Source organism: Amycolatopsis sp. NBC_01286, assembly GCF_035982555.1.
Classification (GTDB): Bacteria; Actinomycetota; Actinomycetes; order Mycobacteriales; family Pseudonocardiaceae; genus Amycolatopsis.
Map to the genome: position 1 here is coordinate 4,029,762 of NZ_CP108428.1, position 14,222 is coordinate 4,043,983.

Annotated in this window: 12 protein-coding genes; 8 read left to right on the top strand and 4 right to left on the bottom strand. The window is 70.6% G+C overall.

Going from position 1 to position 14,222, the window contains the following annotated elements; all coding sequences use genetic code 11:
* Positions 1 to 154: 154 nt before the first annotated feature.
* The 8 genes from argS (at position 155) to prfA (ending at position 10,570) form a co-directional block, all read left to right on the top strand.
* Entirely contained in the window at positions 155 to 1,816 is a 1,662-nt protein-coding gene (argS, locus tag OG570_RS19445; protein ID WP_326958166.1) for an arginine--tRNA ligase, read from the top strand.
* Positions 1,817 to 1,819: 3 nt separating this feature from the next.
* Positions 1,820 to 3,250 carry a diaminopimelate decarboxylase gene (gene lysA, locus OG570_RS19450; RefSeq protein ID WP_247057159.1) on the top strand — a complete coding sequence of 477 codons (1,431 nt, stop codon included), beginning with the start codon at positions 1,820 to 1,822 and terminating at the stop codon, positions 3,248 to 3,250.
* A gap of 6 nt (positions 3,251 to 3,256) precedes the next feature.
* Positions 3,257 to 4,576 carry a homoserine dehydrogenase gene (locus OG570_RS19455; protein WP_326944154.1) on the top strand — a complete coding sequence of 440 codons (1,320 nt, stop codon included), beginning with the start codon at positions 3,257 to 3,259 and terminating at the stop codon, positions 4,574 to 4,576.
* On the top strand, positions 4,573 to 5,634 hold the full coding sequence (gene thrC / locus OG570_RS19460) for a threonine synthase (protein ID WP_326944153.1): 1,062 nt from the start codon (positions 4,573 to 4,575) through the stop codon (positions 5,632 to 5,634). Before OG570_RS19455 ends, thrC begins: the two co-directional genes overlap by 4 nt.
* Positions 5,631 to 6,518: a homoserine kinase gene (thrB, locus tag OG570_RS19465; RefSeq protein WP_326944152.1), complete on the top strand. Its 888-nt coding sequence runs from the start codon at positions 5,631 to 5,633 to the stop codon at positions 6,516 to 6,518. The genes thrC and thrB overlap by 4 nt, the downstream gene beginning before the upstream one ends.
* Before the next feature lie 410 nt (positions 6,519 to 6,928).
* Positions 6,929 to 8,983 (top strand): transcription termination factor Rho, encoded by a 2,055-nt coding sequence (gene rho, locus OG570_RS19470; RefSeq protein WP_326958168.1) that lies wholly within the window; start codon positions 6,929 to 6,931, stop codon positions 8,981 to 8,983.
* 205 nt (positions 8,984 to 9,188) lie between these two features.
* Positions 9,189 to 9,419, top strand: a complete 231-nt coding sequence (gene rpmE, locus OG570_RS19475; protein WP_247057148.1) for a 50S ribosomal protein L31 — start codon at positions 9,189 to 9,191, stop codon at positions 9,417 to 9,419.
* An 80-nt stretch (positions 9,420 to 9,499) separates the two neighbouring features.
* Positions 9,500 to 10,570, top strand: a complete 1,071-nt coding sequence (gene prfA, locus OG570_RS19480; protein WP_326944150.1) for a peptide chain release factor 1 — start codon at positions 9,500 to 9,502, stop codon at positions 10,568 to 10,570.
* Between the two features lie 226 nt (positions 10,571 to 10,796).
* Here the strand turns inward: prfA and OG570_RS19485 are convergent, their stop codons facing one another.
* The 4 genes from OG570_RS19485 to OG570_RS19500 all read right to left on the bottom strand — a co-directional run bounded on the left by OG570_RS19485 (position 10,797) and on the right by OG570_RS19500 (position 14,221).
* Complete coding sequence (locus OG570_RS19485; protein ID WP_326944149.1) at positions 10,797 to 11,237, bottom strand: hypothetical protein; 441 nt, start codon at positions 11,235 to 11,237, stop codon at positions 10,797 to 10,799.
* A gap of 78 nt (positions 11,238 to 11,315) precedes the next feature.
* Complete coding sequence (gene wsfD, locus OG570_RS19490) at positions 11,316 to 12,782, bottom strand: glycan biosynthesis hexose transferase WsfD (protein ID WP_326958170.1); 1,467 nt, start codon at positions 12,780 to 12,782, stop codon at positions 11,316 to 11,318.
* An 18-nt stretch (positions 12,783 to 12,800) separates the two neighbouring features.
* Positions 12,801 to 13,232 carry a GtrA family protein gene (locus tag OG570_RS19495; protein WP_326958171.1) on the bottom strand — a complete coding sequence of 144 codons (432 nt, stop codon included), beginning with the start codon at positions 13,230 to 13,232 and terminating at the stop codon, positions 12,801 to 12,803.
* Positions 13,229 to 14,221 carry a glycosyltransferase gene (locus tag OG570_RS19500; protein WP_326958173.1) on the bottom strand — a complete coding sequence of 331 codons (993 nt, stop codon included), beginning with the start codon at positions 14,219 to 14,221 and terminating at the stop codon, positions 13,229 to 13,231. The genes OG570_RS19495 and OG570_RS19500 overlap by 4 nt, the downstream gene beginning before the upstream one ends.
* Position 14,222: the final 1 nt, after the last annotated feature.

The window sequence follows — 14,222 nt, forward strand, 5'->3', positions numbered from 1 at the left end:
ACACGTCTGATCACCGTTAACACCTCACACAGTGCCCACCGAAGGCCGGGGGCTCCGCCACCCGGAACCCCCGAAAAGCGGTCTGTGGACGCCCGCCGTGACGTGGCCGAGACCGCCGGAAGCGCCCGACCTGGGCACACCTAGAATTCGACGAGTGACTCCCGCCGCTCTCGCCGACCTGGTCCGCAGCTCCGCCGTGCAGGTACTGACCGCACGCGGCATCGACGACACCGTGCTGCCGGAGCAGGTGACCATCGAACGCCCGCGCAACCCCGACCACGGCGACTACGCGACGAACCTGGCCCTGCAAGTGGCGAAGAAGGCCGGCCTGAAGCCGCGTGAGTTCGCCGAGGCGCTGGCCGCGGCGGTCGCGGCGGCCGACGGCGTCGCTTCGGCCGAGGTGGCGGGCCCTGGCTTCCTCAACTTCCGCCTGGCCGCGGCCGCGCAGGGCGACATCGTGCGCCAGGTCATCGAGGCCGGCGCCGCCTTCGGCCGCGGGGACGCGCTGGCCGGCACCAAGATCAACCTCGAGTTCGTCTCGGCCAACCCGACCGGCCCGATCCACCTGGGCGGCACCCGCTGGGCCGCGGTCGGCGACGCGCTGGGCCGCGTGCTCGGCGCGCAGGGCGGCGAGGTCACCCGCGAGTACTACTTCAACGACGCGGGCGCGCAGATCGACCGGTTCGTCCGGTCCCTGATCGCTGCCGCGAAGGGCGAGCCCGCGCCGGAGGACGGCTACGCGGGCGGCTACATCAACGACATCGCCGCCGAGGTCATCAAGGCCGAGCCGAGCGCGCTGTCGCTGCCGGAGCAGGAGCGGCACGAGACGTTCCGCCGCATCGGCATCGGGCTGATGTTCACCGAGATCAAGGACAGCCTGCACGAGTTCGGCACCGACTTCGACGTCTACTTCCACGAGAACTCGCTGCACGAGTCGGGCGCGGTCGACGCCGCCGTCCAGCAGCTGAAGGACTCCGGGAACCTCTACTTCGCGGACGGCGCCTGGTGGCTCAAGTCGTCCGAGTACGGCGACGACAAGGACCGCGTCGTCATCAAGCAGGACGGCAACCCGGCCTACATCGCCGGCGACCTGGCCTACTTCAAGGACAAGCGCAACCGCGGCTTCGACCTCTGCATCTACATGCTCGGCGCGGACCACCACGGCTACATCGCCCGGCTCAAGGCGGCCGCGGCGGCGTTCGGCGACGACCCGGCCACGGTCGAGGTGCTGATCGGCCAGATGGTGAACCTGGTCAGCGACGGCAAGCCGGTGCGGATGTCCAAGCGCGCCGGTACCGTGATCACGATGGAGGACCTGGTCGAGGCGGTCGGCGTCGACCCGGCCCGCTACGAGCTGATCCGCTACTCCGTCGACTCCACTTTGGACGTCGACTTGGACCTGCTGCGCAAGCACTCCAACGACAACCCGGTCTACTACGTCCAGTACGCCCACGCGCGCCTGTGCACGATGTTGCGCGGTGCGGCCGATCTCGGCCTGAAGTCCACTGAGGACGTCGACTTCGGACAGTTGACGTTGCCGGTCGAGGGCGACCTCATCCGCACGATCGGCGAGTTCCCCGAGATGGTGCGCCGGGCCGCCGAAATGCGCGAGCCGCACCGGGTGGCGCGTTACCTGGAGGAGCTGGCGGGCGCGTTGCACAAGTTCTACGCGGTCCGTGAGGCCCGCGTGCTCCCGAAGGGCGACGAGCAGGCCACCGCGGCCAACTTCGCCCGGGTGGCCCTCTGCGAGGCGGCGCGCCAGGTGCTCGTCAACGGTCTCGCCCTGGTCGGTGTCTCTGCTCCGGAACGGATGTAATCGATGGCGCACCCCGCGGGCCCACGGCACGCCGACGTCTACCCCCACGCCGACTCCTCCGGGTTCCCGCCCGCGAGCGGCGACGAGCTCGACCGGCTCTACCCGAAGGTCTGGCCCCGCAACACCTTCCGCGGCGCGGACGGCGTCGTGCGGATCGCCGGCGTCGACGTGCGCGAGCTGGCCGAGCAGCACGGCACGCCGCTGTTCGTCGTCGACGAGGCCGACTTCAAGTCCCGCTGCGCGGACTACGCCGAGGCGTTCGACGACCCGGCGCTCGTGCACTACGCGTCCAAGGCGTTCCTCTCCATCGAGATCGCCCGCTGGGTGGCCGAGCAGGGGCTGAGCCTGGACGTCTGCAGCGGCGGCGAGCTCGCCGTGGCGCAGCGCGCGAGCTTCCCGGCCGAGCGGATCACCTTCCACGGCAACAACAAGTCGCCGGCGGAGCTCGAAGCCGCGGTCGTCGCGGGCGTCGGCACGATCGTGCTCGACTCCTACTACGAGATCGCCCGGCTGGCCGACACCGCCGCGCGCCACGACGTTGTGCAGCCGGTGCTGATCCGGGTGACCGTCGGCGTCGAGGCGCACACCCACGAGTTCATCGCGACGGCCCACGAGGACCAGAAGTTCGGCTTCTCGCTGGCCGCCGGGGACGCCGCGGAGGCGGTGCGGCGGGTGCTCAACGCGCCGTCGCTGAAGCTGACCGGCCTGCACAGCCACATCGGCTCGCAGATCTTCGACGCCGACGGCTTCGAGGTCGCCGCCCGCCGCGTCGTCGGGCTGCTCGCCGACCTGGCCAAGGAACACGGCCCCGAGCTGCTCGACCAGCTGAACCTGGTCGACCTCGGTGGCGGATTCGGCATCGCCTACACCGACAAGGACAACCCGCCGCCGCCGGCGCAGATGATCACGCAGATCCGCGAGATCGTCCGCAAGGAGTGCGCCTACGCCGGGCTCCCGGTGCCGCGCATCGCCGGCGAGCCGGGCCGCGCGATCGCCGGGCCGGGCACGATCACGCTCTACGAGGTCGGCACCATCAAGGACGTCGCGCTCGGCGACAACGCCGTGCGCCGGTACGTGAGCGTGGACGGCGGGATGAGCGACAACATCCGCACCGCGCTCTACGACGCGGTGTACGACGTCCGGCTGGTTTCCCGCTCCGCGAGCGACAACGAAGAGCCGGTGCACGCCGTGCTGTCCCGGGTCGTGGGAAAACACTGTGAGTCCGGCGACATCGTCGTACGAGACTGCTGGCTGCCCGACACGCTGGCTCCGGGCGACCTGGTGGCCGTCGCGGCGACCGGTGCCTACTGCTACTCGATGGCGAGCACGTACAACCGGCAGCCGCGCCCGGCCGTGGTCGCCGTGCGCAACGGCGGCGCCCGGCTGCTGCTGCGGCGTGAGACGACCGACGACATGCTGCGCCTGGAGGTCTGAGAAACCGTGTCCGAACGCAGTGACACTCCAAAACGTGCGATCAGGGTCGCCCTGCTCGGCTGCGGGACCGTGGGCGGCGAGGTCGCCCGGTTGCTCACCGAGCAGGCCGGCGAGCTGGCCGCCCGGGCGGGCGCGCCGGTCGAGCTGGCCGGCATCGCCGTCCGCCGCCCGGACAAGCACCCCGAACTGCCACCGGAGCTGCTGACCGCCGACGCCGAGAAGCTCGTGACCTCCGACGACGTCGACGTCGTGGTCGAGCTCGTCGGCGGGATCGAGCCGGTGCGCAGCTGGCTGCTGGCCGCGCTGAAGGCCGGGAAGTCCGTGGTCACCGCGAACAAGGCGCTGCTCGCCGAGCACTCCGCCGACCTGTTCGAGGCGGCCGACGCCGCCGGTGTCGACCTCTACTTCGAGGCCGCCGTGGCCGGGGCCATCCCGCTGCTGCGGCCGCTGCGCGAGTCCCTGGCGGGTGACCGGATCACCCGCGTGATGGGCATCGTCAACGGCACCACGAACTACATCCTGTCCGCGATGGACTCGACCGGCGCCGGCTACGCCGAGACGCTCGACGAGGCCAGCCGGCTCGGGTACGCCGAGGCCGATCCGACCGCCGACGTCGACGGTTACGACGCCGCGTCCAAGGCCGCGATCCTCGCCTCGCTCGCGTTCCACACCCGGGTGACGGCCTCGGACGTGCACCGCGAGGGCATCGCCGACGTCACCGCCGCCGACCTCGGCGCGGCGCGCGTGCTCGGCCGCACGGTCAAGCTGCTCGCCATCTGCGAGCGGGTGACCGACGACGACGGCGTCGAGTCGGTGTCCGCCCGCGTGCACCCGGTGATGATCCCGCGCAGCCACCAGCTGGCCGGCGTGAGCGGCGCGTTCAACGCCGTCTACGTCGAGGCCGACGCCGCCGGCGAGCTGATGTTCTACGGCCAGGGCGCGGGCGGCGCGCCGACGGCGAGCGCGGTGCTCGGCGACCTGGTCGCGGTGGCCCGCAACCAGGTGGCCGGCGGCCGCGGCCCGCGCGAGTCGGCGCACGCGGCGCTGCCGGTGCGGCCGATGGGCCAGACCCCGACCCGGTACCACGTAAGCCTTTCCGTGGCCGACCGCGCCGGGGTGCTCGCCCAGGTGGCGCAGGCGTTCGCCGCCCACGGCGTGAGCATCGCGGCGGTCCGCCAGCTCCACGTCGACGACCGCGCGAGCCTGGTCGTCGTCACGCACCAGGCCCCTGACGCCGCCCTGCGGTCCACTGTGGACGAGATCGGGCGGCTCGACGTCGTCCACCATGTTGTCAGCGTGATGCGGGTGGAAGGCGAAGACGCATGAGTATCAAGGCCTGGCCCGGCATCATCGAGGCCTATCGGGACCGCGTTCCGGTCCCGGACGGCGCGCGGGTGATCACGCTCGGGGAGGGCAACACCCCGCTGCTGCCCGCCCGCTACCTGTCCGAGCTGACCGGCTGCGACGTCCACCTCAAGGTCGAGGGCGTCAACCCGACCGGCTCCTTCAAGGACCGCGGCATGACCGTGGCCATCACGCACGCGCTCGCCAGCGGGCTCAAGGCGGTGATCTGCGCGTCGACCGGCAACACCTCGGCCTCGGCCGCCGCCTACGCCGTGCGCGCCGGGCTCACCTGCGCCGTGCTGGTGCCCCAGGGCAAGATCGCGATGGGCAAGCTCGCCCAGGCCGTGCTGCACGGCGCGCGGATCCTGCAGGTCGACGGCAACTTCGACGACTGCCTCGAGCTGGCCCGCAAGACCGCGGCCGACTACCCGGTCACGCTCGTCAACTCGGTCAACCCGGTGCGCATCGCCGGCCAGAAGACCGCCGCGTTCGAGGTCTGCGACGCGCTCGGCCGGGCGCCGGACGTCCACTGCCTGCCGGTCGGCAACGCGGGCAACATCACCGCCTACTGGGCGGGCTATTCGGAGTACGCGGCCGATGGTGTGGTGAAGAACACCCCGCGGATGTTCGGCTTCCAGGCGGCCGGCGCGGCGCCGCTGGTGCTGGGCGAACCGGTGCGCGACCCGGACACGATCGCCACCGCGATCCGGATCGGCAGCCCGGCGTCGTGGACCGCCGCGGTCAAGGCGAAGAACGAGTCCAACGGGCTCTTCGAAGCCGTCACCGACGAGAAGATCCTCGAGGCGTACCGGCTGCTCGCCGGGCGTGAGGGCGTGTTCGTCGAGCCGGCGTCGGCCACCAGCGTGGCCGGCCTGCTCGCGACGGCCGCCGACGGCCGGCTGCCGAAGGGCGCCACGGTCGTCTGCACCGTCACCGGCCACGGCCTGAAGGACCCGCAGACGGCGCTGGCGGGCAACGTCGAGGTCGAGCCGCTGGCCGTGGACCCCTCGGCGGTCGCGGCGGCCCTGGACCTGCGGTGAGCGGCGCCTTCCGCGTCACGGTCCCGGCGTCGACGGCGAACCTCGGGCCGGGCTTCGACGCGTTCGGGATGGCGCTCGCGCTCTACGACGTCGTCGAGGTGCAGGTCACCGACGAAGGCCTCAAGGTCGAGGTGATCGACGCGGGCGCGGGCGGCGTCGCCGACGTGCCCACCGACGAGTCGCACCTCGTGGTGCGGGCGATCCGGCGGACCTGCGCGCACCTCGGCGTCGACCCGCCCGGCCTGCACCTGCGCTGCTACAACGCGATCCCGCACGCGCGCGGGCTCGGGTCGTCGGCCGCCGCGGTGGTCTCCGGCGTCGCCGCCGGGTACGCGCTGGCGGGCCGGGAAATCGACGAATTCGACGCGCTGCAGCTGGCCGCGGGCTTCGAGGGCCACGCCGACAACGCGGCCGCGAGCCTGTTCGGCGGGCTCGTGCTGGCCTGGTGCGAGGGCACGGTGTTCCACGCCGAGCGGCTGACCCCGCACGCCGGGATCCGGCCGGTCGTCGCGGTCCCGGCCGTCCGCTCGGCCACCGCGACCACGCGCGGCCTGCTGCCGGCGACGGTGCCGCACCGCGACGCCGCGCACAACGCCGGTCGCGCCGCCCTCGCCGTGCACGCGCTCACGGCGAAACCGGAGCTGCTGCTGGCGGCCACCGAAGACCGCCTGCACCAGCTCTACCGCGCACCCGCTTACCCGGCGAGCACGGCGCTGGTGGACACGCTCCGTGCACAAGGCGTGGCCGCGGCGATCTCCGGCGCGGGCCCGACGGTGCTCGCCCTGACCACGACGGGAATATTGCCGCCAGGGGCCGGTGTTGAGGGTTTCGACGTCTACGAGCTGCCCGCGGATCTCGCGGGTGTGCAGGTTGCGGCTCAGTAAAGGCTGGGTCACGTGCCTGCGGTGGGGGCCGCCACGCGGGGGGTGGTTGTTGCACCCGGCACCGGTGCGGTCTACCCTCGGGGGCGTTCGATCACCGTGCGTTTCCGCACCCGATGCCGGTCCAGGGGAGTTTCCCGGATCGCATCCTTCGTCGATCCGCCAGATCCGCACCGCCTGGCAAGCGGGGTAACGCGGAGGGACGCAGGCGGGTTTCCGGTCTCGGCGGTGTCGGATTCCGCATCCTCCGAATGGAGGACGCAAACCCCTGTGGTGGAGGCGCTCCAGCTGTGTTTCGCACGGCCGAAGAGCTCATCTCCCGTATCGGGGGGCAGTTACGCCGGTTCGCGATCAGAAGCGAGCGGCAGTCCGCTGATCCGCCTGGAGGCGTGGATCGGTCAGGAAGGACATGTGTGAGCAACACCGATCTTTTGAGCGACGTGGGTAACGGCGCCGCAGAGTCGAACGGCACGGCCCCCGCTCCCAAGAAGACGGTCGGCGGGTTGACCGGCAAGACTGTGGCCGAACTGCGTTCGCTGGCTGGGGAGCTCGGCGTCGGCGAGACGACGGGTATGCGCAAGGGCGACCTGATCGCCGCGATCCGTGAGCGTCAGGGCAAGTCTCGCAAGCGTGCGGCGAACGAGACCCTGCCTCTGGAAGGCGTCGGCGAACCGCCCAAGGCGGCCCCGAAGAGCGAGGCCAAGGCCGCGGCCCCGGCGACCAAGCCGGAGCCGAAGAAGGCCGTGGTCCCGGAGGCGTCCGTCGAGGCGCCGGCTGCGCCCGTCGCGGACACCCAGCCGCAGGCCGAGCGCCCGCAGCAGGACAAGCAGGACGGCCAGCAGGGCCAGGACGGCGCGCCCGAGGAGGGCGGCCGCAGCCGACGTCGCCGCGGTTCCAACCGCGCCGCCGGTGCGCCCGAGAGCCAGAACGGCGCCGACCGCCAGAACGACCGCCAGCAGGGTGGTGACCGCCAGAACGGCGGCGACCGCCAGCAGGGTGGCGAGCGTCAGGGCAGCGGCGAGCGTCAGCAGGGCGGTGACCGCCAGCAGAGCGGCGACCGTCAGCAGCGCGACCAGCGTCAGGGCAACCGGAACGACAACCGGCAGGGCCAGGACGGCAACCGTCAGCGCAACCAGCAGGACGGTGGCAGCCGCGGGCAGGACAACAACCGCGACCGCGACCGCGACAACCGCGCCCAGCAGCAGCAGGACGACGACGAGGAAGGCGGCCGTCGCGGCCGTCGCTTCCGCGACCGTCGTCGCCGGGGCACCGGCGGTGGCCAGCGCGAGGTCGGCGGTTCGCCGGACACCGAGATCCGCGAGGACGATGTCCTGCTGCCCGTCGCGGGCATCCTGGACGTGCTCGACAACTACGCGTTCGTCCGGACGTCGGGTTACCTCGCCGGCCCGAACGACGTGTACGTCTCGCTTTCGCTGGTCCGCAAGTACGGCCTGCGCCGTGGTGACGCCATCACCGGCGTCGTGCGTCAGCCGCGTGACGGCGAGCAGCAGCGGCAGAAGTTCAACCCGCTGGTGCGCGTCGACTCGATCAACGGGCTGGAGCCGGACGAGGCCAAGCGCCGCCCCGACTTCACCAAGCTGACCCCGCTGTACCCGAACGAGCGGCTGCGCCTCGAGACCGAGTCGCACAAGCTCACGACCCGCGTGATCGACCTGATCATGCCGGTCGGCAAGGGACAGCGCGCCCTGATCGTGTCGCCGCCGAAGGCCGGTAAGACCACGATCATGCAGGACATCGCGAACGCGATCTCGACGAACAACCCCGAGTGCCACCTGATGGTCGTCCTCGTGGACGAGCGTCCGGAAGAGGTCACGGACATGCAGCGCTCGGTGAAGGGCGAGGTCATCTCCTCCACCTTCGACCGGCCGCCGGCGGACCACACCTCGGTCGCGGAGCTGTCCATCGAGCGGGCCAAGCGCCTGGTCGAGATGGGCCACGACGTCGTCGTGCTGCTCGACTCGATCACGCGTCTCGGCCGCGCGTACAACCTGGCGGCCCCGGCGTCCGGCCGGATCCTGTCCGGTGGTGTCGACTCGACCGCGCTCTACCCGCCGAAGCGGTTCCTCGGCGCGGCGCGCAACATCGAGAACGGCGGCTCGCTGACCATCTTCGCCACGGCGATGGTGGAGACCGGGTCGACGATGGACACGGTCATCTTCGAAGAGTTCAAGGGCACCGGTAACGCGGAGCTCAAGCTCGACCGCAAGATCGCCGAGCGCCGCGTGTTCCCGGCCGTCGACGTCAACCCGTCCGGTACCCGCAAGGACGAGCTGCTGCTCAACCCGGACGAGCTGGCCGTGACCGTGAAGCTGAGCCGGGTGCTGCACGCGCTCGACTCGCAGCAGGCCATCGACCTGCTGATCTCCCGGCTGCGCAAGACGAAGACGAACACCGAGTTCCTCATGCAGGTCTCGAAGACCGCCCTCGGCGGCAACGAGGACGACTGAGTTCCGGTCGCAAGTCCGTGAAGGCCCCCTTACCGGCTCTTATGGCCGGGAAGGGGGCCTTCACGGCGTTCCCGGCCGGGAATACCAGGTCAACGGGGTCTGTTCAAGTCATTGTCAGCCTGTCTGGCAGAATCACCCGCTGAAGTCCGGCACCGGTTCACCCCGCTCGAAGACTGGGGACCCGGAGCCAACGAGAGAGGACACCATGAAGAGCGGCATTCACCCCGAGTACGTGGTCACGAACGTCGACTGCGACTGCGGTAACACCTTCACCACGCGTAGCACGAAGACCAGCGGCACCATCCACGTCGAGATCTGCTCCAACTGCCACCCGTTCTACACGGGCAAGCAGAAGATCATGGACACCGGTGGCCGCGTCGCGCGCTTCGAGGCTCGCTACGGCAAGCGTCAGAAGAAGGACGCCGAAGCCAAGTAGCTTGGTCAACGGCGCCCACCCGCACGTTCGGGTGGGCGCCGTTTCTTTGTCTGAAAAACCGGGCCTGAGAGGTGGCAGAGGTGGATTCGAGCTCGCTCAAGGGGCTGCTCGCCGAACACGCGGAGCTGGAGACCCAGCTCGCGGACCCGGCGGTGCACGCCGACCAGGCGCGCGCCCGCAAGCTCGGCCGCCGCTACGCCGAGCTGACGCCCGTGGTGCGCGCCGTCCACCAGCTCGACACCGCCCGTGAAGACCTCGTGGCCGCGCGCGAGCTGGCCGCGGAGGACTCCGGGTTCGCCGCGGAGGCCGACGAGCTGGCCGCGGGGATCCCCGAGCTGGAGTCGAAGCTCACCGAGCTGCTGCTGCCGCGCGACCCGTACGACGGCTCCGACGTCGTGATGGAGATCAAGTCCGGCGAAGGCGGCGAGGAGTCGGCGCTGTTCGCCGGCGACCTGCTGCGGATGTACCTGCGCTACGCCGAGCGGCACGGCTGGAAGGCCGAGGTGCTCGACTCGGTCGACTCCGACCTGGGCGGCTTCAAGGACGTCACGCTCTCGATCAAGACGAAGTCGGCGGTCGTCGACGGCGTCTGGTCGCGGCTGAAGTTCGAGGGCGGCGTGCACCGCGTCCAGCGCGTGCCGGCGACCGAGTCGCAGGGCCGGATCCACACGTCGGCGTCCGGGGTGCTGATCTACCCGGAGCCCGAAGAGGTCGAGGTCGAGATCGACCCGAACGACCTGCGCATCGACGTCTTCCGCTCGTCGGGCCCGGGCGGCCAGAGCGTCAACACGACCGACTCGGCGGTGCGGATCACCCACCTGCCGACCGGCATCGTCGTCTCGTGCCAGAACGAGAAGTCGCAGATCCAGAACCGCGCCCGCGCGCTGCAGGTCCTGCAGGCCCGCCTCCAGGCGGTCGCCGAGGAGGAGGCCGCGGCCAAGGCGTCCGACGCCCGCCGCTCCCAGGTCCGCACGGTCGACCGCTCGGAGCGCATCCGGACGTACAACTTCCCGGAGAACCGCATCTCGGACCACCGGGTGAACTACAAGTCGTACAACCTGGACCAGGTCCTGGACGGCGAACTGGACGGCGTCCTGGACGCCCTGGCGACCGCGGACCGCGAAGAGCGCCTGGCCTCGCAGTCCGGCTGAGGCCGTGTCGTCGCTCCAAGCACGCGTGTCGACCTTCTGATCACGCTAGCTGACCCTTCAACCACGGGCCGGGCGTGCACGGAACGCCGACACGCGTGATTGAGCAGTCGACTCGCGTGATTGCGGGGTCGACACTGCATCGCGTCAGCGACTCCCGGAACGCCTCGAACACGTGGCAATCCGGCTGAGGCCCGCCGCCCGCTCGGCGGACGGCGGGCTCGTCACGTCAGCCGCAGGCGACCGGTCCGGCCGAGGCGCGGAACTGGTTGACCTGGCCGGTGCCCAGCGAGAGGCTGCCGGAGACGTAGATGCAGTGGCCGTTCGTCCCGGTCACCACCACTCCGCCGGCGAAGGTGGAGAACGTGCCGGAGTCGGTCACCGTGGCGGAGGTGTCCGTCCGGATGCTGACCGACATGGAGTGCGACCCGGACGCGTCGTCGTAGACCTTCGCGCAGTTGGTGCCGCCGTTCGCGCTGGAGTACCACAGGCGCAGGGTGCCGGCCTGCTCGCCGAGCTGGTTCTTCAGCGGCTTGGGCAAGCCCTCCTTGTGGAGTTCGGTGCCCGGACAGGTCGTCACCGGCGCGGCCTCCGCGCCGGGCACCGCGACGAGAGTCGCCGCCACGACGACACCGGCGACGACGGCGAACTTCCGTACTGCTGACCGCACACTTGCCTCCCACAGGTAAGCGGTGTCCGGGCTGCTCCCGGACCACCGCCTTCCCCACGCCCGGGAGGCCGGAACGGTTTAGCGGACCGCGGGCTTCTCCGGCTCCCGGAAGGCGTCGAAGACCTCGGTCATGGCCTCGGACTCCGGCTCTTCCCCGGCGTCTTCCGGCACGACCCGGGACGGCCGCAGGAAGAAGCTCAGCACCGCGAACACCAAGGCCAGGAACGTCGGGAACAGCGTCAGCAGCTGGTGCTTCACGCCTTCCACGCCCTCGCCGAGCGCCGACAGGCCGAACTGGCCGATCGCGAACAGCAGCAGGAAGAACACCACCGTCCCGTACTCGCGCGCCTTGCGGCGGAACGCGCGGATGCCCGCCCAGCCGATCAGCAGCCAGAACGGGACCAGCGCGAACAGGCCCAGCGGCGCGGCGAGCGCGGACAGGCCTGACAGCACCGGCACCCGGTACTCCTGGGCCATCTGCGGGTAGCCGGCCGACTCGGCGAAACTGCCCAGCCGCGACGGGCGGGCCGTGAGCGTGTCGACCGCGCCCTGCTGGAGGACCTGCAGCGTGCGGGTCGGGTGGGACGCGTAGTACTGCACGACGTTGCGGCGGCTGATCTTGTCGCGGTAGGTGTTGTAGCCCGGGTCCGTCCAGGGGCTCGCTTCCCACCAGCCCTTGCCGATGAACTTCTTCGCGTCCGGCGGGAGGCCCAGCGCGGTCAGGTCGGCGTCGGTGTCGTGCTTGCCGTCCACGATGCTGTCGAACACCACGTGGAACATGTTGGCTTCGCGGTACTCGGCGTTGGCCGGGTCGCCCTTCGACTGCACCATCGCCGTGCCGGCGCCGACGATCACCAGCACGCCCAGCGGCACCAGCCACCGCGCGCGGCCCTTCGCGCCGAGCGGCCGGACCAGCGCCAGCGCGATCACGAACAGCGGGATCAGCAGCAGCGTCTGCGACTTCGCGTTGATCCCGATCAGCGCGCCCACCACGGTCAGCCCCGCGCCCCAGTAGCGCCACGCGCCCGTGCGGTGCATCAGCAGCAGCCCGCCCGCGGTCAGCAGCATCCCGACGAACCCGGCGCCTTCGCTCAGCACCGAGGCGAAGTAGCCGAAGAACGCCGAGTCGGCCATCACGAGCAGCAGCAGGACGGCGGCGATGACGCGGTTGCGGCGGCTCAGGTCCAGGCCCAGCACGGTGGCCGCGACGCCCACGGCGACCAGCACGCACGTGATCGCGCCGAGCACCAGCAGGTTCAGCTCGGCCGACGAGCCGAGCACGTGCCCGAGCTTGCTCGCGAACCAGTCGAGCCACGCCTGGCTCGAGATGTAGTCGCTCTTGCAGGCCGAACCCGGCCCGTAGCTGAAGTGGACGTAGAACTCGGGCTTCAGCTCCGGGTGCCGGCCGCCGAGGTTGCACAGCAGGCGCCAGCCGTCGCCGTTGTCGGCCATCCCGACCGGCCTCGGCACGAGGAACCGGAGCAGCAGGACGCCCAGGGAAAGGACGAAGACGCCCAGGCCGAAGCGCAGTTCACGGGATCGCACGCAGGTCAGCGTACGAGATCACGCTGAGTCGGCGGGTGTCGCACCGGGTACCGGCGTCACCGGCCGGTGGCGGAAGACGACGTAGTGGTAGAGCAGGTAGTTCCAGAACAGCCCGACGACGATCGCGGCGCCCTTGGGCACCAGCAGGTTGACCCCCGGGAACAGGTGGTTCACCAGGGTGATGACGAGGAACTGCACCACCCACAGCCCGAACGCGGTGACCACGAAGAACAGCACGGCCTGGCGGCGGACGTCACCGTCCTTCGCCCGGAACGTGAAGTTCCGGTTCAACGTGAACGACAGCAGCATGCCGACCGTCGTGGAGATGAAGTTCGCGACGAACGTCGGCACGCCGAGCGTGGCCAGCAGCGCGTACCCGAGGACGTCGACCAGCGTGTTGCCGATCCCGACGATGCCGAAACGCACCTGCGTGGCGGTGACGAGCCTCATCGGACGGTGCTCCGGCTGTCCTCGGCGGCCTCGTTCGCGCCCGTCCGCACCGACGCGACGCTGTAGAGCGGCCGGTTCTGCACCTGCGAGTACGTCCGGCCGATGTAACTGCCGAGCACGCCGAGCATGATGATCTGGACGCCGCCGAGGAAGAACATCGCGATGGTGATGAACGCCCAGCCGGGCACCGCGGTCTCCGGCTCGAACAGCTTGACGCCGATGACGTAGAGCACGCCGAGGAAGCTCAGCAGCGAGAACAGGTACCCCATCCGCGTGATCATCCGCAGCGGCGTGGTCGAGAACCCGACGATGCCGTCGGCGGCGAACCGCATCATCTTCGTCAGCGGGTAGCCGGTGGCGCCGGTGTGGCGCTTGTCGCGGTCGAACAGCACCGCCGTCTGCTTGAAGCCGATGTAGCTGACCAGGCCGCGCAGGAACCGGTCGCGCTCGCGGTACTTGCGCAGCTCGTCGACGACCTTGCGGTCGACCAGCCGGAAGTCGCCGGTGTTCTTCGGGATGTCGACGGCGGCCATCTTGCCGAGGAACCAGTAGAACGCGCTCGCGGTGAGCCGCTTGAACGGCGAGTCCTGGCGCGATCGCCGCTGCGCGTAGACGACGTCGAAGCCCTCTTCCCACTTCTCGATGAGCTCCAGCGCCACCCGCGGCGGGTCCTGCAGGTCGCTGTCCATGATGATCGCGGCGTCCGCGTCGACCAGGTCGAGCCCGGCGGTGACGGCCATCTGGTGGCCGAAGTTGCGGGACAGCTCGATGACCGTGATCCGGCCGTCGCGGGCGCTCAGCCCGGTGAGCGCGGCCAGGGAGCCGTCCTTGCTGCCGTCGTCGACGTAGATGAAGCTGAAGTCGTACTTCCCGGCCAGCGGCGCGGTGACCTCGTCGACCGTGCGCTGCAGCAGCTCGATGTTCCCTTCCTCGTTGTAGATCGGGAAGATGAACGCGACCCGGCGGCGCGTGGTCGGCTCTGTCGGCACT